The sequence below is a fragment of the Rodentibacter genomosp. 1 genome (assembly GCF_001999285.1).
GTDB lineage: Bacteria > Pseudomonadota > Gammaproteobacteria > Enterobacterales > Pasteurellaceae > Rodentibacter.
On record NZ_MLHN01000011.1, the window covers coordinates 1 to 18892 of the forward strand.

The window sequence follows — 18892 nt, forward strand, 5'->3', positions numbered from 1 at the left end:
CTTTTTCTGCGTCTTCTGCTGCTTTTACCAAGTTTTTCACGTTATCAGGGACGCTGTTGCCACTGCCACTGCCACCGCCACTGCTACCTCCGCCGATAGCGGCACCGGCAATCGCCAATGGAGCTAAAGCCAATAACCACCAAGGGTTAAATGCCCAAAATGCAGTAGCTAGCTCTTCACCGCCTAATGCTTGAGCTGCAGCAGATTGATCCGCTAATAAACTTACTGCATCAGATTGCACGCCGGATTCCGGAATATAGGCATAAATATTGCCATTTTCGTGTTGACCAACAATCAGATTGGTGGTTTCTTCACCATTATCTTCATAATAATTCTCGATAATGATATCAGGTAGTTGATCACCATTTTCCAAGCTAATCTCTAAATTTTTTCCTACACGCTTGGTAATGATATTCTGTGGACCAAGACCTGTTGAATCGTCAATTAATTGATAATTGCTATTCTCTCTGGCTTGCAGAACAAGTTTTTCGCCATTTTCAATCTTATGGACTGAAACAACTTTTTTAGCACTTAAAACTTTTAATGTAGTTGACATAAATTCCCCTATATCAATTGTTATTACTTTAAGATTCCAATAATCTCAAAGCCGTTAAAATTTATTAACTATCCGTTATTAATTGCCGTATACTGCGATTTCTACACGACGGTTCGGTAAGTTACATTTATTACGTTCAGCACCTTTAAATTGATCACAATTTGTCACAATTGGAGCGGATGAACCATATCCCTCTGCGCTAATTGGAACTTTAACACCTGATCTTTGAAGGCTTAGTTTCACACTTTCAGCACGTTTTTGGGACAATGTTTTGTTGTATGCCGCTGAACCAACCGGGTCTGCATGACCAATAACAGTCATACTCGCTACACCTGGCATCTGATTTACTTTCTGAGCAAATTCCGAAATACGTTGTTTGCTTTTCGGCAACATATCTTTGTATTCAGATTTGTTAAAAGCGAATAGCGCATCTGCATCTAATACTGCAGTTTCAAGTAACTTAGGTTGGTTACAATCTTTAGTCGCAACGCGAGAAAGAGTTTGATTTTCTCTTGGTAATTTTGCAATTTCTTGTTCAGCAATTGCAGCATCCATTTGTGTGAAAGTCAGTTTACCATTAGCCGCTTGACCAACTTTAATATAACTAACTTTTGTAGCAGGTAAGTTATACTGCATACCAGCGGTACGATTACCAAATTTGCTACTAGATGTAAAAGAAGAAGAGAATAAAGATTTCCCAGCACACACCATTGTTGAGGTGTAAGCATTTGGTAATAATGATGCCTGATAATCTCCATTAACATAAATATTTACGGCAGGACCATTTACATCATTTTGGCGATAAAATACCGCTAATGATTTATCCTCATTAATTTGAGACGCATTAATTTTGCTCTCGCTAAAATTCTGCCATACTTCTAACGGTTGATTATCTCCCCGTTGAGTAGCGCAGCCAGTTACTGCCAATACGACAGCTAAACCTAGTAGTGGTTTTTTCATTTGTACTAACCTCCGTTACTATTCTAAGTTCCATAAGACACAGTATAACTACCGTAGCCTATTTTAAAATTCCTATAAACCTCTAGATTTCGCCAGCAACGATTAAAAATGTAAATAGGACACCATCTAACACTTCATCCTCATTTATCAATTGTTCACTGGATCTAACCTAAGAGTTAAGGACAGCATATAATATGATATATCAATATACGAATATATCAATAAAAAACCTTATTATCGTTCAAAATACATACCAAATATGCTGTTATAATCCACAATCGAAATTAAGAATAATAGCCTGTTCAAAAGAGCGAACCTCAGACAAGAAAATTGTATTCTAGTTCAATTTTTCCTGAACTTAACACTTTTTCGAGACTTAATATTTTAATTCCAAGTAACTCTTGTTAAGGTATATTGATAAATGGATGATAGCAAGAATCAGTGAAATCTTTCCTTTAGGAAACTTCATAGCAAGTTATATTCCTTCCTAGCAAAAGATAAAAGATACCGGACATTTCCTCAAGCAATTCAAAAAATTGCACTTCCTCGAATTTCCGCTATTATGTCTCAGTTTATTCCCTACTACTTTGTTGATTATGGATAAATTCAAGCTAATTTTCCTTTTTGCTACAGTATCAATTCTATTCGCTTGTACAGCGAAATCCCCTAATCCCCCTATTAAACCCCATTTCTTAAAGGCAAATATCACACAAACAGAGCTAAATGATCCGACAGCTTATAAACGTTATTACTACGTTTGTAAAAATACTGAAACTCAATCTACCTCTTATTTAACCACCTATTTTCCCCTTTCACGAGAAAGCCGAATACAAGAGAATTTTGGGATTTATTTTCAGTTAGACGGGGGGAAAGCTGTGCTATTTGATCATATTGAAAACCGAGCCTTAAATGCTCGAGCCTCAAGATTTGAAGTGATTTATCGATCTTATCAGCCAATAGAGGGAAACTTTGTTGATTTAATCGCACTCCAACATAACAGCATTTACTACAAAAATTATCAGGGAACACAAGTACAGTGGTTAAGTTGTAAAGAAAGTTGAATAATGGAAGGAAAAAAAGCACTGAACTAGTTGATTTTTAGGAAGATTACTCCCCAATTTTCCCAATAATCTAAGAAGTTGGAATTAGCTATCCAACTTATCTACACCCAGTACCTCTTTTCTCACTAAATCAAATTCGGCACGTACCCTAAAGGCTTTTGCAAGATTTTCAGCATTCAGCACTGCTTGTGTTTCACCATAGGCCAGCACTTTGCCTTTATCAAGCAAAATCACTTCATTACAAAATTTATACGCCAGTGATAAATGATGGATTGCCACTACACACGTCTGTTTGGGCGTGAGGGATTTAAGCTGTTCCATGATATCAATTTGGTAATAAGGATCAAGCGGGGCAATTGGCTCATCGGCAAGCAATAATGGTGTATTTTTGATACAACAACGGGCCAGTTGTACACGAGCTTTTTCACCGCCTGAAAGTTGCTGAAAGGGTTTATCCAATAAGGCAGAAACAGAAAATCGGTCTGAAACCGACCGCACTTTTTCTTGCTCTTTTGCACGATTAAGGGGATAAAGTAAACCTAAGGCGATCACTTCGTAGGTAGAGAGATCCCATTGAATCATTGTATTTTGGGCTAAATACGCCAACTGTTCGCTTTTTTGATGTGCTGTCATTTCGCTTAATTTACAAGTGTTTACCCAAATTTGACCGCTTGCAAGGGGTAAGATTCCTGCAATACTTTTCAACAAGGTCGATTTCCCCGCACCATTTGCACCCATGATGCCGACTAATTTTCCTTGTGGAATATGGCAACTGACATTGCTTAAGCCGTAGGGCTGGCTCACCTTTTCAATATTAATCACGGGCAAGCCTCCGTTGCTGCGAGAGTAAAATCCAAACCAGAACAGGTGCGCCAATCATAGCGGTGAGTGTGCCGATGTAGATGTGTGAGAAAAGCGGGAGATATTGCACACTAAGATCAGAGATGACCAACAATAAAGCACCGATTAACGCACTACTCACATAAAGCTGGGACGGGCGTTTTTTGAGTAACATGCGAGAAAAATGAGGGGCAATTAAGCCGATAAAGCCTATCGTTCCCGTTTGCGGGATGGTTGCACCAACCAGCAATGCCACGCCAAATGCGGTGATAAAAAAACTCCGTTTGGGGTCAATGCCCATCGTGGTGGCGGTTTCTTCACCAAAGGTGAGAAAGTCGATATAACGCCGTTGCTGAAAAAGGCAAAAGCAACCTAGCAATAGAATCGGGAGAGATAAAAGTAATGTATCCATTTTTGCCCACACTAACGAGCCTTGCAGCCAGCGATAGAGTTCCGCCAATGCCCACGGACTTTCGGCGTTGGAAAGTAAAAGTGCGATCGCCGAGCCGAGTAGCATATTCACCGCCACGCCACTTAAAATCATTACCATTGTGCCTCGTTTATAGGCAATGAGATAGACTAAAGCAAAACTGGCTAATGCCCCAAGAACACCACCGAATAACAACAAGCTTGCCGGAAGGGAAAAATAGTAGAGTAAAAAGACGCTAGCAGTGGTTGCGCCACTCGCACTCCCGAGCAATCCCGGGCTGGCAAGGGGATTTTGAAAAACCGCCTGCATCGCATTGCCGGCAAGTGCTAAGCTTGCGCCTGTCAGTACAGCCAATAATAGGCGAGGCAGGCGAATATCCCAAAGCACAAGGGAACGCATATCCGTCAGTACGCCATCTGCATTTTTTAGCCGAGTAAAATCACCGAGTTGGTGGTAAAGTGCCCATGCAACAATCAATGTTAAGGATAGAAAAAGCAATAAGTTAAGATATTTTTTCATAAAAGTGCGGTCATTTTTCTTTATGTTTATGGGCGAATTTCCACTTTTTCACATCATACAGCAATTCTCTAAATATCATATTTTTAATTGACCTGACCTAGGCGATAGTATTGTTGATAAATTAATTCTGCCCCTTTCCACACACCATGATCAAAGCAATAAGTGTATTTCATTGGAATACGAAAGTGCGGTCGGTTTTTAAAAAGTTTTTTTAAAATCGGATGATTGAGCAACTCCGTCTGTTCGTTATAACTTCGTTTGTCTGAGATTTCAATCAGTACATTCGGTTGGGTAAGCAACATTTTTTCGAGGGAAAAATTTTGTGCGGTAAAGGGGATTTTCAATGGGGTTAGTCCAAGCAGATTAAGCAAAGCGGAATATTGTGGAAAACCGCTTTCTACGACACCTGTATCTGACAACATTAAAGTATCTGTGAGGGATTGATTTAGCTTGAAATTTTGCGATTTCAAGGTTTTCACCAAATGCTCAGCATGAATTGCATTGTCTGTGATTTTTCCCAGTTTCAATATCAGTGCAAAGAATTCATCAGGGGTTTGTGGATCATCGTTAATGGGAATCACCTTTGCCCCCAGTTTTTTCAGTTCTTCCAGAAGCTGAGGATAAAATGTTTCATTGATAAGTATGGTTTTATCTAAATAAGGTAATAATGCGGTGAGTTGTGGTTCAATCGCCGGTTTATCGGTATTGACTTTATCTAACATCATCAGTGGATTTTTGGAATAAGATGATTGTGCAACGATTTGTTCAGGACGGGCTAATTCTGCCAAAAGCCGATCACTGCATAGCGTCAGAGATATAAATTGTTCGCCAGAAGAGGAAAAAGAAAGAAAAAGTGCGGTAAAAAAAACAAAAAATTTAAACATAACCTATAATTCTGATACCACATCAATCGCAATATTATTTCATAAACTTCCGTTTTTACTTCATAAAACCTGAATTTTTTCGAGCCAGATCGCAAAAGTGCGGTCGATTTCTTGTTTATTTTCATAGAAATAGAAAAATGTTGGCGTTGATTTTATCAACATTCTCACCATTAACAAGGAAAGACTATGAAATTAATTAAAACCTTAATTAGCTCAATCATTTTAGGAAGTACGTTATTTAGCGCAGGTTCATCACTTGCAGAAGATAAATCCGTAGCCTCTATAGGCACACAAACTTCGGTCAGCGAAAATGTGCCGGCACAAAATATTAGTGATAAGCTGAATATCAATACCGCAACGGCAAGTGAAATTCAAAAATCCTTAACCGGTATTGGTGCCAAAAAAGCAGAAGCCATTGTGCAATATCGCGAAAAGCACGGGAATTTCACCACAGCCGAGCAACTCCTTGAAGTACAAGGTATTGGCAAAGCTACCCTTGAGAAAAACCGAGATCGCTTAGTTTTTTAATTCAAAGGTCGCAATGAGCGACCTTTTACTCTCTCCATAAACTATTTACTATAATTCACACAAATAATCTGTGCGGCATTATAAAGTGTGGTATGAGGCGTTAAACGAATACTATACTTCTCTTGTTTTTTAGGTGCTGCACGTAGGCCTTCTCCCCAAAATTCATCATAGAAATCAGTACGAACTTGTGTTAGGCGATAATTTTTACAATTCAAAATCTTATATTGGCGAACAGAACGTGCATAGCGTTTCGATTCTTTTGGGTAAACATATAAACCCTGTGATAAATTCACAATGGCATCAAAATGTACTTCTTGGGGTTCTTCGTGATCAACCCAGATTGAGTCTGTATCAATATAATAATTAACATCTTTAACTAAGCGAACATAACCTTTACGATCTTGTTTTGGCGGAGTTAACTTAACATCTTGATGTTCAATATTTTTTTGTGTCGGAACAGAGCAGGCGACAAGCAAAATGACAGGAAAGATTAAAATCAGCTTTTTCATTATTGACTCCTTAGCCTAATATTAGCCTCTGCTGTTGATTAGAATTTAACGGTATGTCCGTATCCTTCCAAAATAGATTTTATATGCTCTAACGATTCTCGTGTTGGCGGCATCACATCTTCAAGTTCATAATCAAACCCGAGAGTTTTCCATTTATGCGCACCAAGTCGGTGATAGGGTAATAACTCAACTTTTTCGATATTTTCCATTCCCTCAATAAATTGTCCGAGTAGATGGACATCATGATCGCTATCTGTGTAGCCCGGTACGACCACATAACGAATCCATGTTCTTTGATTACGCTTTTGTAAATATTTTGCAAACTCAAGCGTTCGTTTATTGGGTACACCGATCAAATTTTGGTGAACCTGATCATTTAATTCTTTTAAATCAAGTAATACGAGATCGGTTACATCCAGTAATTCATCAATAATATGATCATAATGGCGAACAAAACCATTGGTATCAAGGCAAGTATTAATCCCTTCTTTTTTACAAGCACTAAACCAATCTCGAACAAATTCCGCCTGAAGAATTGCCTCCCCCCCGGATGCAGTTACCCCTCCACCGGTTGCATTCATAAAATGGCGATAACTCACCACTTCTTTCATTAGTTCATCAACACTGATTTCTCTACCGCCATCTAAATCCCACGTATCACGGTTATGACAGTATTTACAACGCATAAGGCAGCCTTGCATAAATAAAATAAAACGAATGCCCGGCCCATCAACAGTACCGCAAGATTCAAATGAATGGATTCTTCCTAAAACAGACATAATAAACTCACAATTTAAAATATAGCTAAATTTTATCAACACATCTGATAATAAAGAATGAGCCTGATTTTATTCAGGCTCACTATTTTTCCGCTAAAGTGCGGTTAATTTTTTAACGTTTTACATGGACTCCGTGAAAGTACGGGTAATCACATCTTGTTGCTGCTCTTTAGTTAAAGAGTTAAAACGCACGGCATAACCCGATACACGAATCGTTAATTGTGGATACTTATCCGGATTTTCCATAGCATCTAACAACATTTCACGGTTCAACACGTTGACGTTTAAGTGTTGACCACCTTCAATGGTTGCTTCGTGATGGAAGTAGCCATCCATTAAGCCGGCAAGGTTACGACGTTGTGCTTCAGCATCTTTACCTAATGCGTTTGGTACGATTGAGAACGTATAAGAAATACCATCTTTCGCATAAGCAAACGGAAGTTTAGCCACGGAAGTTAATGAAGCTACCGCACCTTTTTGGTCACGGCCGTGCATTGGGTTTGCACCCGGTCCAAACGGTGCACCGGCACGACGACCATCCGGTGTATTCCCTGTTTTCTTACCATATACTACGTTAGATGTAATCGTTAGTACTGATTGAGTAGGTACAGCATTGCGATAAGTTTTGAGTTTTTGAATTTTCTTCATAAAACGTTCAACTAGATCACAGGCAATATCGTCTACACGATTGTCATTATTACCATATTGTGGGTATTCACCTTCGATTTCAAAGTCGATGGCAACATTAGACGCAACCACATTGCCTTCTTTATCTTTAATGTCACCACGAATTGGTTTCACTTTCGCATACTTGATGGCTGAAAGTGAGTCTGCCGCCACAGAAAGACCTGCAATACCACACGCCATTGTGCGGTACACATCACGATCATGTAATGCCATTAGTGCCGCTTCATATGAATATTTATCATGCATATAGTGGATAATGTTTAGCGCAGTAACATACTGTTTTGCTAACCAGTCCATAAAGCTATCCATACGAGTCATTACGGTATCAAAATCTAATACTTCATCTGTAATTGGTGCAGTTTTAGGACCAACTTGCATACCTAATTTTTCATCAATACCGCCATTGATTGCATATAACAAGGTTTTTGCTAAGTTCGCACGGGCACCAAAGAATTGCATTTGTTTACCAACCACCATCGGTGATACGCAACATGCAATAGCATAGTCATCATTGTTGAAATCCGGACGCATTAAATCGTCATTTTCATATTGAACTGATGATGTATCAATGGATACTTTGGCACAATAACGCTTAAAGTTTTCCGGTAACTGTTCAGACCATAAGATCGTTAAGTTTGGCTCCGGAGAAGTGCCCATATTATAAAGAGTATGTAAAATACGGAAGGTATTTTTGGTGACTAATGTACGACCGTCAATTCCCATTCCCGCAATGGTCTCCGTTGCCCACATTGGGTCACCTGAGAATAATTGATCATATTCAGGTGTACGTAAGAAACGAACCATACGTAATTTCATCACTAAGTGATCGACTAATTCTTGTGCTTCTACTTCGGTGATTTTACCTGCTTTTAGATCACGCTCGATATAAATATCAATGAAAGTCGCAGTACGACCAAATGACATTGCCGCACCATTTTGTGATTTGATCGCAGCTAAATAAGCGAAATACATCCATTGGATCGCTTCTTGTGCATTCGTGGCAGGATTAGAAATATCGTAACCATAACTTGCTGCCATTTGTTTCATTTGAGCAAGAGCACGGTGCTGTTCCGCAATTTCTTCACGTAAGCGGATCGTGGCTTCAAGATCGACACCGTTCTCAAGATTTTCCTGTAAAGAGGAGAATTGAGCGTATTTATCTTTCATTAAGAAATCAACACCATAAAGTGCAACACGGCGATAATCCCCAATGATACGACCACGACCATAAGCATCCGGTAAACCGGTCAATACACCTGATTTACGGCAACGTAAAATATCCGGTGTATAAACATCAAATACCCCTTGGTTATGGGTTTTACGATATTCAGTAAAGATTTTCTTCACTTCAGGATCAAGCTCACGGCCATAAACTTTACATGAACCTTCCACCATTTTGATACCACCGAATGGCATAATGGCACGTTTTAGAGGAGCATCGGTTTGAAGACCAACGATTTTTTCTAAATCTTTGTTGATATAACCCGGTGCGTGAGAAGTAATAGTTGATGGCGTGAATTCATCAAAATCTAATGGCGCATGTGTGCGGTTTTCGATTTTAATTCCTTCCATCACCGATTCCCAAAGTTTAGTGGTTGCCTCAGTCGGTCCTGCTAAGAAAGAATCATCACCCTCATAAGGCGTGTAGTTTTTTTGAATAAAATCACGCACATTGACATTTTCTTGCCAATCACCGCCGGTGAAGCCGGCCCACGCAACTTTTTGCGATTCATTAAGTTCTGACATAGTCATTTCCTTTGTTAATTAATAAAAATAATTTGTTTCAATTGTTAGTGGGATTTTGTTAAGTAACGTTGGAATAAACCGATACAAATTGCACCGCCCACAATATTCCCCAACGTGACTGGGATTAAATTCTTGACAATAAAATGATAAACATCTAAATCAGCATATCGATTCGCTTCAATACCTAACTGTTGCCAAAATTCCGGGCTACTATAATGTGCAGTAATGATTCCCATTGGAATCATAAACATATTCGCAACACAGTGCTCAAAACCGGATGCAACGAATAAACCTATCGGCATAATCATAATAAATGCTTTATCTACAACGGTTTTACCAGAATAAGATAACCAAACCGCTAAACACACCATGATGTTACATAAAATGCCTAAATTAAATGCTTCAAACCAAGTATGGTGAATCTTATGCTGTGCCGTATTAAGGATAGTCAACCCCCATTGCCCATTTGCCGCCATCGTTTGTCCACCAAACCAAATAAGTGCGACAATTATCAGACCTCCAACAAAATTACCTAAATAGACAGCAATCCAGTTACGAAGCATTTGCCATGTGGTAATCTTTCCTCCAACCCTAGCAATAAATGTGAGTGTTGATGAAGTAAAAAGTTCAGATCCTAACAACACTACCATTATCACCCCGATAGAAAACACTAAGCCACCAACTAATTTAGTCATTCCCCATGGCGCACCTGCAGATGCCGTTTGTGTCGTGGTATAAAAAACAAATGCTAATGCAATACACGCACCTGCGTTAATACCGGACATAAAAGAAAGAAACGGACGCTTCTTCGCTTTATAAACAGCCGCATTTTCTGCGAAATCTGTTGCTTCAACCGGTGTTAATGCTACCGTGGAAGAGTTTTTAACATCCGACATAAAACTCCTAAATATGATAATTCTTTTTTAGTACTACAATTGTGGGTATTCTACTCTCTTAGGTATGCTTTGCAAGATACTCCCCATAGCTATTTAAACAAAATTTGATATTTTGCAAGTTTTGTTAAGTTTTTCTAATTTTGATAACAAAAAAGGCTTGGAAAACCCAAGCCTTATATACATCTCTCTTTGCGAAATTATTCGCCCAAACGCTCTTTAATACGAGCAGATTTACCCGAACGCTCACGTAAGTAGTAAAGTTTCGCTTTACGTACTGCACCTTTACGTTTAACTGTGATGGAATCAACCACTGGTGAGTGAGTTTGGAATACACGCTCAACACCCACACCATTTGACACTTTACGTAAAGTAAATGCAGAGTGCAAACCACGGTTACGAATTGCAATAACCACGCCTTCGAATGCTTGCAAGCGACGTTTACTTCCTTCTACTACCCATACTTTAACTTCTAAAGTATCACCCGGGCGGAAACTAGGTACGTTTTGTTTTAATTGTTCTTGTTCAAGTTGTTTAATAATGTTAGACATTTTTTGATCCTTACATTGATCTAATGATCCTAGAATTAACTGATTTGTTTTGCTACATATTGTAATTAATCTGCTGCGTGGCTTTGCTTTTCTGTACTCATGTACTCTCTTCAGCTTATCACTTACATCTTAACTAAACTATTTTTGCAAAACTCTACTGTTGTTCCGCTTTCACTTCTTTCAACAGCTTACATTGTTCGTCAGTCAGAGCTAGGCCTTCCAATAGCTCAGGGCGACGGAGCCACGTTCTCTCAAGCGATTGTTTTAACCGCCATTTGCGAATTTCTTCGTGATTCCCTGACATCAGCACAGGTGGTACAGTTAAGCCTTCTAAAACTTCCGGTCTAGTGTAATGTGGACAATCTAATAAACCGCCTACAAAAGAATCTTCTTCTGCGGAAGCTTGTTTGCCTAATACACCGGGAATAAACCGCGCAACGGCATCAATTAATGTCATTGCCGGCAATTCACCTCCGGTTAAAACGTAATCACCGATTGACCATTCTTCATCAATTTGAGTTTGAATCAATCGTTCATCAATCCCTTCATACCGCCCACACACTAAAACCAATTTTTGATTCTGTGCCAGCTCTACGACACCGGATTGATCGAGTTTACGTCCTTGCGGTGAAAGATAAATCACCTTTGCACCTTCTCCTACAACCGCTTTTGCTGCGTGAATGGCATCCCGTAAAGGCTGCACCATCATTAGCATCCCCGGCCCACCACCATAAGGGCGATCATCGACCGTTTTATGCTTATCTCGTGTAAAATCACGAGGATTCCAACATTGCACTTGCAAGAGATTTTGTTTTACGGCTCTACCGGTTACCCCAAATTCCGTAATTGCTTTAAACATTTCGGGGAATAAAGTAATTATTCCGATCTGCATAATTCAGCCTTACTTTGTTTAAAACCGACGACATTACGTTCGAGCATACCTGAGATTAGAAACCAGCGTCCCAATCCACTTCAATGGTTTTTGTGGTGAGATCGACTCTTTTAACTACTTGTTCATACAAAAACGGAATTAACCGCTCTTGTTTTCCAAAAGCATCTTTGCTACCAGCTTTGACGACCAACACATCATTTGAACCGGTTTCCATCATTTCAGTGACTGTTCCCATCGTATAGCCTTGAAGATTGACCACTGAGCAACCGATTAAATCATGCCAGTAATAATCGCCTTCTTCCAATTCAGGAAATACGGAAAGATCCACACCAATCTCAACATTTGCTAAAACTTGGGCTGCTTCACGATCATCCGTACCTTTTAGCTTTACAATCAGCTCGTGATTATGATGACGCCAATTTTCAAGTTCTATTGGTTGCCATTCACCTTTGATTTTTAAAAACCAAGGTTGATAATCAAAAATGCTTTCAGCATATTCGGTTGATGAATAAATACGTAACCACCCACGGATACCATAGGTTGAGCCTAATTTGCCCACAACTTCAATACGTTGTTGTTCCATATTCTTCACCTATCTCTACTCAAAAGCGAATTAAGCGGCTTTTTGAGCTTCTTTTACCAAACACGCAACGCGATCAGATAATGACGCACCTTGACCTACCCAGTGATTTACACGGTCTAAGTCAATGCGAAGACGTTCAGCATTACCTTGTGCAATCGGATTGAAGAAACCTACACGCTCAATGAAACGACCGTCACGTGGTGAACGGCTGTCAGCGACAACGATTTGATAAAAAGGGCGTTTTTTAGCTCCGCCACGAGATAAACGAATGGTTACCATAACCTTCCTCTAATTATTTGATTACTAAAAGAATATTTCTAAGCTCGAAAGTCACTTAAAAATATAGCTTACTTTTTTCTCTGTATATATAGACAAAAAGCCCGAAGATTTTACACTTTTTGAACAAAAAGGCAAGCTAAAACAGCGTTAGGAAAAAAGGAAATTTTACAGACAAATTGACCGCACTTTAATGAAAAGTGCGGTCAATTTATTCAATGTTTTTAAAAATAGAAATTAATAAACGCCTTGTGCCAACATCGCATCAGCTACTTTCACGAAACCGGCTACATTTGCCCCTACCACATAATTGATGTTCTCTTGACCTTCTACCGTGCCATATTTTTTACAGTTTGCGTGAATATCCAACATAATGCGATGCAATTTTGCATCCACTTCTTCCGCTGTCCAATATAGGCGTTGTGAGCTTTGTGCCATTTCTAAACCTGAAGTCGCTACCCCACCTGCATTCGCCGCTTTACCCGGGCCGAATAATACACCGGCTTCTAAAAACGCATCGGTTGCTTCAATAGAAGTTGGCATATTCGCCCCCTCTGCGACTAATTTAACGCCATTTGCAATCAAGGCTTTTGCATCATCGATCTCAAGTTCGTTTTGAGTAGCACAAGGAAGAGCAATATCCACTTTCACTTCCCAAGGGCGTTTACCTTCTACATATTGCAAACCAAACAGTGCCGCATAATCTTTTACGCGACCACGTTTAACGTTTTTAATGTCCAAAAGTGCGGCTAATTTTTCAGATGTAAAACCTTCAGGATCGTAAACATAGCCAGAAGAATCGGAACAAGTAACGACCTTAGCACCTAAAGCAAGGGCTTTTTCGATAGCATACTGCGCCACATTTCCTGAGCCTGAAACAGAAACCACTTTACCTGCGAAACTATCCCCTTTTTCGGCTAACATCGCTTGTGCAAAGTAAACCAATCCGTAACCTGTCGCTTCCGGGCGAATTAAACTCCCTCCGAAAGATAAGCCACGACCGGTGAAAACACAGGCGGCTTGATTTGATAATTTTTTCATATAACCGGCAAGGTAACCCACTTCACGACCGCCCACACCGATATCACCGGCAGGTACATCCGTATCCGCCCCGATATGACGATATAATTCCGCCATTAATGCCTGACAGAAACGCATCACTTCTGCATCAGATTTCCCTTTAGGATCAAAATCCGATCCGCCTTTGCCTCCCCCCATCGGTAAGGTAGTTAGCGCATTTTTGAAAATTTGTTCGAAGCCTAAAAATTTTAAGATTGAAAGGTTCACAGACGGGTGAAAACGCATCCCCCCTTTGTAAGGCCCAATCGCACTATTAAATTGTACACGGAATGCGCGGTTCACTTGGACTTGCCCCTTGTCATCCACCCAAGCTACACGGAATTGAAATGCACGCTCCGGTTCGACTAAACGTTCTAATAAAGCTTCAGAACGATATTTTGGATTGGCTTCCAAAAACGGCCAAATAGAAGTGAAAACTTCACGAACCGCTTGTAAAAATTCAGGTTGATGACCATCACGCTGTGCGACTTTTGCTAAAAACTCGTCTAAAGATGAGACTGCTGACATACTGTGTTTCCTTCTTAATTTTGATGTTTATGTGTTTGTTTTATTATGAGCAACCGTTTGCTAACGGTTGGCACACAATATGCAATGACTCGTTTAATATTGCAATGATTTTTTTAAGGAAAAAATGAATAAAAAACAAAAATCGAGAAAATATTTAACATTCTCTCGATTTTATTAGATAAAATTTAATTTTAGTGATAAAGATCACATTTTTACATAAAAAACTATTTATTTTTACTTTCCAAGTACAGCCACTCTGCCACTTGTTTGGCAAAATAAGTCAAAATACCATCTGCACCGGCTCGTTTAAAACAAAGAAGGGATTCCATAATACATTCCCTTTCTTTTAACCAACCATTTTGAATTGCCGCCATATGCATGGCATATTCACCGGATACTTGATAAGCAAAGGTTGGCACGCCGAAATATTTTTTCACACGATAAACCATATCTAAGTAAGGCATTCCCGGTTTTACCATCACCATATCCGCCCCTTCCTGTAAATCAAGTGCTACTTCTTGCAAGCCTTCATCGCCATTTGCCGGATCAAGTTGGTAGGTTTTCTTATCACCACCTTTCAGATTACCTGAAGATCCCACCGCATCACGGAAAGGCCCATAATAATTTGAAGCATATTTTGCGGAATACGCCATAATTTGTGTGTTAATAAAACCTTTTTCTTCTAATGCCTTGCGAATACGCCCGATACGTCCGTCCATCATATCACTTGGTGCAACAATATCAGCCCCAGCCTCCGCATGAGAAAGTGCCTGCTTCACCAAAACATCAGTTGTCATGTCATTTAACACATAACCTTGTTCATCAATAATACCGTCTTGCCCGTGAATAGTATAAGGATCAAGTGCCACATCCGTTAACACACCTAATTCCGGATAGGCCGCTTTTAAGGCTTTTACAGCACGTTGCACCAAACCGTTCGGATTATAGGCTTCTTCTGCCATTAAGGTTTTCTTGTTTTGTTCAATGACAGGAAAAAGCGAAATCACCGGCACACCGTATTTCACCAAAAGTTCGGCTTCAACCAATAATTGATCAATGGTTAAACGTTCCACGCCCGGCATAGAAGGAACCGCTTCACGATAATTTTCACCTTCTAAAATAAACACCGGATAAATTAAATCATCCGCTGTAAGTTTGTTTTCAGCGACCAAGCGGCGACTGAAATCATGTTTACGTAAACGGCGTAAACGACGGGTTGGAAATCCTGTAAAAATTTGTTGGGTCATATTGTTATCCTTTTACTGACTATTTATGACGAGAAAGGGGGCAATGCCCCCATTTGTTATTCTGTTTTTTCTTCTGAATTTTTAACCGCACTTTCTTCAGTTTCATCTTTTGGTTGATAGAAACGAGCGACAAGCAAACCAAGTTCAAACAATAACCACATTGGCACAGCAAGTAATGTTTGAGAAAACACATCAGGCGGTGTAAGAATCATCCCGATAAAAAATGCGGCGACAATAATATAAGGGCGTTTTTCTGCAAGGGCTTTTACTGTCGTGACACCTGTCCAACAAAGTAAAATAATCGCAATCGGTACTTCAAAACATACTCCAAAGGCAAGGAATAAGGCCAAGGCAAAATCAAGGTAGCTACTAATGTCCGTTGCAATCGCCACACCTTCCGGGGCGGTTTGCGTGAAGAAACCGAAAACAAAGGGAAACACCACATAATAGGCAAAGGCTACACCACAGTAAAATAAAATCGTACTGGAAAATAGTAACGGATAAATCATTCGCTTTTCATGTTGATATAACGCAGGGGCAACAAATGCCCAAATTTGATAAAGCAAATAAGGTACCGAAATAAACACGGAAACAATTGCCGTCAATTTAATCGGTGTGAAAAAAGGGGTTTGAATATTCGTTGCTATCATCGTTGCCCCTTTCGGCATCACCTCTGTTAAGGGAGAAGCAACGAAATGATAAATATCATTAGAAAAATACACCAAACCAACAAAGATCACCGTAATACAAATCACACAACGCAATAAGCGGTTTCTTAATTCGACGAGATGGGTAATAAGGGGTTGAGATTCATCCACGTGATTCATAAAAACTCTCTATGATTGGGATTTTGGAGCCGGGGCGACATCCATTTCATCCGGTGGATAATAATCAGACAAGCGCTCGGTTAATTCAGCTTGTTCATGGGGTTCAAGTGCGGTCAGATCTGAAGGCGTTTTTTCATCGGTTTCTACGCTTTCATTCTTTGTTAACATATCGCTTGAAACCGTATTTTCGTCCGGCTTAATATTTTCAGCCGCACTTTTAAGCTCTTTGATCTGTTCTTCCACCGTTGTCCCCGCTGCTGCGGCTTTTGATTCTAACTCGGCGCGCATTTTATCTGCCTGCGCCTTTAACTCTTCAACAGTTTTGCTTAGCTCAGGGGAAAGGGTTTGCAAATTCAGGGATTCCGCTTTCTTAATGCTATCCTGTAATTCTTGTAATTTCAGTTCTTGTTTTAATTCATTTTGAACATTGGCGGCTAACCCACGAATGGTCTTCACCCAACCCATCACGGTTCTGATTGCGACCGGCAAACGTTTAGGACCTAGCACCACTAAGCCTACAATCATTAATAAAACAAGTTCGGAAAAACCAATATCAAACACGGGTTATGCCTGTTCTTTCTCTTTTGTTGCTTCAGTTTTCGCCGTTTCGCTGTTGTTATCTATGGATTTAAATTCTGCATCTTTGGCTTTTGGCTCATCATCTTGCATTGCCTTTTTGAAACCTTTTACCGCAGCACCAAGATCAGAACCCGCATTTCTCAATTTTTTCGTACCAAAAACCAACAAAATCACCACTAACAAGATAATCATTTGTGCCGGAGATAAACCAAACATAATAAAACTCCCTTTCTAATAAGAATAAAAAATTTGGGCTGAATATACTCTTTTTGACCTCATTGAACAATAGCCAAAGCGAATTATTTTCTCACGCAAAATAGCAAGTGCGGTGGATTTTATATAAGAATTTAAAAGTTGGAAGAATGAGAAAAATTGTTATAATCAGCGCTCAATTTTATAAGGAAAGATAAATATGCATTCAATTTCTTATTGGCAACGTTTAAAAGTTGCTTTTCAATATATGATGCCTCAACTTTATTTAACCCAATTTGCCGGTTGGTTTGCGAAGCAAAAATGGGGCAAAATCACCCATCTCGCTATCAAAGTCTTTGCGAAAAAATACAACATTGATATGAGTATTGCGCAAAAAGAGCAATTTAATGAATATGAAAGTTTCAACGAATTTTTTATTCGTCCGTTAAAAGACAACGCTCGCCCAATTAACCAAAATCTGACCGCACTTTGCCTACCGGCAGACGGCCGTATTAGTGAATGTGGACATATTGATGATGACCGCTTATTACAAGCCAAAGGTCATTTTTTCCGTTTAGAGGATTTATTGGCAGAGGATAAAGAATTAGTCGAGTCCTTTAAAAATGGCGAGTTTGCCACCACCTATCTTTCACCCAGAGATTATCACCGTGTGCATATGCCTTGCGATGGTACACTCCGTAAAATGATTTATGTTCCCGGCGATTTATTTTCGGTCAATCCGTTTTTAGCCCAACACGTGCCGAATTTATTTGCCCGTAACGAGCGGGTGATTTGTGTGTTTGATACGGAATTTGGCACGATGGTACAAATTTTAGTCGGCGCCACTATCACTGCAAGTATTGGGACAACTTGGGCGGGAGTAATTAATCCGCCACGTCATAATGAAGTGAAAACTTGGACTTATGAAGGTGAAAGTGCGGTGAAACTCACCAAAGGTCAAGAAATGGGTTGGTTCCAACTTGGCTCTACCGTAATCAATTTATTCCAAGAAAATCAAGTACGATTGGCAGATCATCTCAGTGTCGGCGAGCCGGTTCGTATGGGTGAAATTTTGGCATACAAAAAGTAATTTTAACAAAGGAAAACAGCATGAATTTTGAACAAATTAAACTAGAAAGTCTTTCTGAAAAAGGCAGTTATGGTATCGGTTTACAAATCGGCCAACAATTATTAGACAGCCAAATGGAAATTGCCGTTGAAGCAGTCGCAAAAGGGATTTTCGATGCGTTAAATCATAATCAACCTGCATTGGATATTAATGAATTAATGCTTTCTGTACAACAACTTCAACAACAAGCGGCACAAGCACAACAGGCTAAATTCAAAGTGATTGAAGAAGAAGGCAAGGGCTTTTTAGCGGAAAATGCCAAAAAAGCCGGAGTAACCGTAACTGACAGCGGTCTTCAATATGAAATCATCACGGAAGGTACGGGTGCGAAACCGTCAGCCACCGATAAAGTGCGTGTTCATTACACAGGCACATTACCAAACGGCACTGTATTTGACAGTTCCGTATCACGTGGTCAGCCTGCGGAATTTCCGGTAAACGGTGTAATTCGTGGTTGGGTGGAAGCATTACAGATGATGCCTGTGGGTTCTAAATGGAAATTGACTATCCCACACGAGCTAGCCTATGGTGAACGTGGCGCAGGTGCTTCTATCCCTCCATTCTCTACTCTTGTATTTGAAGTAGAATTATTAGATATTCTTTAGTCTAGTTAAACTACAACTAATACTTGACATAG

Annotated in this window: 21 protein-coding genes and 1 pseudogene; 4 read left to right on the plus strand and 18 right to left on the minus strand. The window is 39.7% G+C overall.

Translation table 11 applies throughout. The features are described 5' to 3' along the window. Together BKK54_RS06975 and BKK54_RS06980 are read right to left on the minus strand one after the other, a co-directional pair. Positions 1 to 556: pseudogene (locus tag BKK54_RS06975) on the minus strand (hypothetical protein); the annotation flags it as partial. 78 nt (positions 557 to 634) lie between these two features. After that, positions 635 to 1516 (minus strand): OmpA family protein, encoded by an 882-nt coding sequence (locus tag BKK54_RS06980; RefSeq protein ID WP_077542400.1) that lies wholly within the window; start codon positions 1514 to 1516, stop codon positions 635 to 637. Positions 1517 to 2112: 596 nt separating this feature from the next. On the opposite strand from BKK54_RS06980, the gene BKK54_RS06985 reads away from it, so the two are divergent. Continuing rightward, positions 2113 to 2577, plus strand: coding sequence for a hypothetical protein (locus tag BKK54_RS06985; RefSeq protein ID WP_077542401.1), 465 nt, complete (start codon positions 2113 to 2115; stop codon positions 2575 to 2577). An 84-nt stretch (positions 2578 to 2661) separates the two neighbouring features. On the opposite strand, the gene BKK54_RS06990 is transcribed toward BKK54_RS06985, so the two are convergent. The 3 genes from BKK54_RS06990 to BKK54_RS07000 all read right to left on the minus strand — a co-directional run bounded on the left by BKK54_RS06990 (position 2662) and on the right by BKK54_RS07000 (position 5250). After that, positions 2662 to 3399: an ABC transporter ATP-binding protein gene (locus BKK54_RS06990; protein ID WP_077542402.1), complete on the minus strand. Its 738-nt coding sequence runs from the start codon at positions 3397 to 3399 to the stop codon at positions 2662 to 2664. Next, positions 3392 to 4366 carry a FecCD family ABC transporter permease gene (locus tag BKK54_RS06995; RefSeq protein WP_077542403.1) on the minus strand — a complete coding sequence of 325 codons (975 nt, stop codon included), beginning with the start codon at positions 4364 to 4366 and terminating at the stop codon, positions 3392 to 3394. The genes BKK54_RS06990 and BKK54_RS06995 overlap by 8 nt, the downstream gene beginning before the upstream one ends. Before the next feature lie 83 nt (positions 4367 to 4449). After that, entirely contained in the window at positions 4450 to 5250 is an 801-nt protein-coding gene (locus BKK54_RS07000) for a helical backbone metal receptor (protein WP_077542404.1), read from the minus strand. Between the two features lie 186 nt (positions 5251 to 5436). Here BKK54_RS07000 and BKK54_RS07005 point away from each other — a divergent pair, with 186 nt between their 5' ends. Further along, positions 5437 to 5778 carry a helix-hairpin-helix domain-containing protein gene (locus BKK54_RS07005; protein ID WP_077542405.1) on the plus strand — a complete coding sequence of 114 codons (342 nt, stop codon included), beginning with the start codon at positions 5437 to 5439 and terminating at the stop codon, positions 5776 to 5778. 41 nt (positions 5779 to 5819) lie between these two features. On the opposite strand, the gene BKK54_RS07010 is transcribed toward BKK54_RS07005, so the two are convergent. The 13 genes from BKK54_RS07010 to tatA form a co-directional block, all read right to left on the minus strand. Next, positions 5820 to 6287 carry a surface-adhesin E family protein gene (locus BKK54_RS07010; RefSeq protein WP_077542406.1) on the minus strand — a complete coding sequence of 156 codons (468 nt, stop codon included), beginning with the start codon at positions 6285 to 6287 and terminating at the stop codon, positions 5820 to 5822. A 38-nt stretch (positions 6288 to 6325) separates the two neighbouring features. Next, positions 6326 to 7066 carry a pyruvate formate lyase 1-activating protein gene (gene pflA, locus BKK54_RS07015; protein ID WP_077542407.1) on the minus strand — a complete coding sequence of 247 codons (741 nt, stop codon included), beginning with the start codon at positions 7064 to 7066 and terminating at the stop codon, positions 6326 to 6328. A 120-nt stretch (positions 7067 to 7186) separates the two neighbouring features. Further along, positions 7187 to 9499: a formate C-acetyltransferase gene (gene pflB, locus BKK54_RS07020; RefSeq protein WP_077542408.1), complete on the minus strand. Its 2313-nt coding sequence runs from the start codon at positions 9497 to 9499 to the stop codon at positions 7187 to 7189. Positions 9500 to 9543: 44 nt separating this feature from the next. After that, entirely contained in the window at positions 9544 to 10395 is an 852-nt protein-coding gene (gene focA, locus BKK54_RS07025) for a formate transporter FocA (RefSeq protein WP_077542409.1), read from the minus strand. Between the two features lie 197 nt (positions 10396 to 10592). Then, a complete protein-coding gene (rplS, locus tag BKK54_RS07030; protein WP_049358025.1) occupies positions 10593 to 10943 on the minus strand; it encodes a 50S ribosomal protein L19 in 351 nt (116 codons plus the stop codon). Between the two features lie 154 nt (positions 10944 to 11097). Further along, the gene (gene trmD, locus BKK54_RS07035; protein ID WP_077542410.1) at positions 11098 to 11835 is read right to left on the minus strand and encodes a tRNA (guanosine(37)-N1)-methyltransferase TrmD; all 738 of its coding nucleotides are present in this window, start codon (positions 11833 to 11835) and stop codon (positions 11098 to 11100) included. Positions 11836 to 11890: 55 nt separating this feature from the next. Then, positions 11891 to 12418 carry a ribosome maturation factor RimM gene (rimM, locus tag BKK54_RS07040; protein ID WP_077542411.1) on the minus strand — a complete coding sequence of 176 codons (528 nt, stop codon included), beginning with the start codon at positions 12416 to 12418 and terminating at the stop codon, positions 11891 to 11893. A gap of 30 nt (positions 12419 to 12448) precedes the next feature. Next, positions 12449 to 12697, minus strand: a complete 249-nt coding sequence (gene rpsP, locus BKK54_RS07045) for a 30S ribosomal protein S16 (RefSeq protein WP_018356451.1) — start codon at positions 12695 to 12697, stop codon at positions 12449 to 12451. 234 nt (positions 12698 to 12931) lie between these two features. Beyond that, a complete protein-coding gene (gene gdhA, locus BKK54_RS07050) occupies positions 12932 to 14281 on the minus strand; it encodes an NADP-specific glutamate dehydrogenase (RefSeq protein WP_077542412.1) in 1350 nt (449 codons plus the stop codon). Positions 14282 to 14505: 224 nt separating this feature from the next. After that, positions 14506 to 15528, minus strand: a complete 1023-nt coding sequence (hemB, locus tag BKK54_RS07055) for a porphobilinogen synthase (protein WP_077542413.1) — start codon at positions 15526 to 15528, stop codon at positions 14506 to 14508. A 56-nt stretch (positions 15529 to 15584) separates the two neighbouring features. After that, entirely contained in the window at positions 15585 to 16355 is a 771-nt protein-coding gene (gene tatC / locus BKK54_RS07060) for a twin-arginine translocase subunit TatC (protein WP_077494571.1), read from the minus strand. 9 nt (positions 16356 to 16364) lie between these two features. Further along, on the minus strand, positions 16365 to 16916 hold the full coding sequence (gene tatB / locus BKK54_RS07065; RefSeq protein ID WP_077542414.1) for a Sec-independent protein translocase protein TatB: 552 nt from the start codon (positions 16914 to 16916) through the stop codon (positions 16365 to 16367). 3 nt (positions 16917 to 16919) lie between these two features. Further along, positions 16920 to 17150: a twin-arginine translocase TatA/TatE family subunit gene (tatA, locus tag BKK54_RS07070; RefSeq protein ID WP_077494573.1), complete on the minus strand. Its 231-nt coding sequence runs from the start codon at positions 17148 to 17150 to the stop codon at positions 16920 to 16922. A 196-nt stretch (positions 17151 to 17346) separates the two neighbouring features. On the opposite strand from tatA, the gene asd reads away from it, so the two are divergent. After that, positions 17347 to 18216 (plus strand): archaetidylserine decarboxylase, encoded by an 870-nt coding sequence (gene asd, locus BKK54_RS07075; protein WP_077542415.1) that lies wholly within the window; start codon positions 17347 to 17349, stop codon positions 18214 to 18216. Between the two features lie 20 nt (positions 18217 to 18236). Then, complete coding sequence (locus BKK54_RS07080) at positions 18237 to 18860, plus strand: FKBP-type peptidyl-prolyl cis-trans isomerase (protein ID WP_077542416.1); 624 nt, start codon at positions 18237 to 18239, stop codon at positions 18858 to 18860. Positions 18861 to 18892 lie beyond the last annotated feature (32 nt).

What these genes read in the sequence shown, in the direction of transcription:
- gdhA (WP_077542412.1), bottom strand. Translation starts at nt 14,281, where the DNA reads ATGTCAGCAGTCTCATCTTTAGACGAGTTTTTAGCAAAAGTCGCACAG.
- BKK54_RS07005 (WP_077542405.1), top strand. Translation starts at nt 5,437, where the DNA reads ATGAAATTAATTAAAACCTTAATTAGCTCAATCATTTTAGGAAGTACG.
- BKK54_RS07010 (WP_077542406.1), bottom strand. Translation starts at nt 6,287, where the DNA reads ATGAAAAAGCTGATTTTAATCTTTCCTGTCATTTTGCTTGTCGCCTGC.
- focA (WP_077542409.1), bottom strand. Translation starts at nt 10,395, where the DNA reads ATGTCGGATGTTAAAAACTCTTCCACGGTAGCATTAACACCGGTTGAA.
- hemB (WP_077542413.1), bottom strand. Translation starts at nt 15,528, where the DNA reads ATGACCCAACAAATTTTTACAGGATTTCCAACCCGTCGTTTACGCCGT.
- asd (WP_077542415.1), top strand. Translation starts at nt 17,347, where the DNA reads ATGCATTCAATTTCTTATTGGCAACGTTTAAAAGTTGCTTTTCAATAT.
- BKK54_RS06995 (WP_077542403.1), bottom strand. Translation starts at nt 4,366, where the DNA reads ATGAAAAAATATCTTAACTTATTGCTTTTTCTATCCTTAACATTGATT.
- rpsP (WP_018356451.1), bottom strand. Translation starts at nt 12,697, where the DNA reads ATGGTAACCATTCGTTTATCTCGTGGCGGAGCTAAAAAACGCCCTTTT.
- pflB (WP_077542408.1), bottom strand. Translation starts at nt 9,499, where the DNA reads ATGTCAGAACTTAATGAATCGCAAAAAGTTGCGTGGGCCGGCTTCACC.
- rimM (WP_077542411.1), bottom strand. Translation starts at nt 12,418, where the DNA reads ATGGAACAACAACGTATTGAAGTTGTGGGCAAATTAGGCTCAACCTAT.
- tatC (WP_077494571.1), bottom strand. Translation starts at nt 16,355, where the DNA reads ATGAATCACGTGGATGAATCTCAACCCCTTATTACCCATCTCGTCGAA.
- BKK54_RS07080 (WP_077542416.1), top strand. Translation starts at nt 18,237, where the DNA reads ATGAATTTTGAACAAATTAAACTAGAAAGTCTTTCTGAAAAAGGCAGT.
- pflA (WP_077542407.1), bottom strand. Translation starts at nt 7,066, where the DNA reads ATGTCTGTTTTAGGAAGAATCCATTCATTTGAATCTTGCGGTACTGTT.
- BKK54_RS06985 (WP_077542401.1), top strand. Translation starts at nt 2,113, where the DNA reads ATGGATAAATTCAAGCTAATTTTCCTTTTTGCTACAGTATCAATTCTA.
- rplS (WP_049358025.1), bottom strand. Translation starts at nt 10,943, where the DNA reads ATGTCTAACATTATTAAACAACTTGAACAAGAACAATTAAAACAAAAC.
- BKK54_RS06980 (WP_077542400.1), bottom strand. Translation starts at nt 1,516, where the DNA reads ATGAAAAAACCACTACTAGGTTTAGCTGTCGTATTGGCAGTAACTGGC.
- trmD (WP_077542410.1), bottom strand. Translation starts at nt 11,835, where the DNA reads ATGCAGATCGGAATAATTACTTTATTCCCCGAAATGTTTAAAGCAATT.
- tatA (WP_077494573.1), bottom strand. Translation starts at nt 17,150, where the DNA reads ATGTTTGGTTTATCTCCGGCACAAATGATTATCTTGTTAGTGGTGATT.
- BKK54_RS07000 (WP_077542404.1), bottom strand. Translation starts at nt 5,250, where the DNA reads ATGTTTAAATTTTTTGTTTTTTTTACCGCACTTTTTCTTTCTTTTTCC.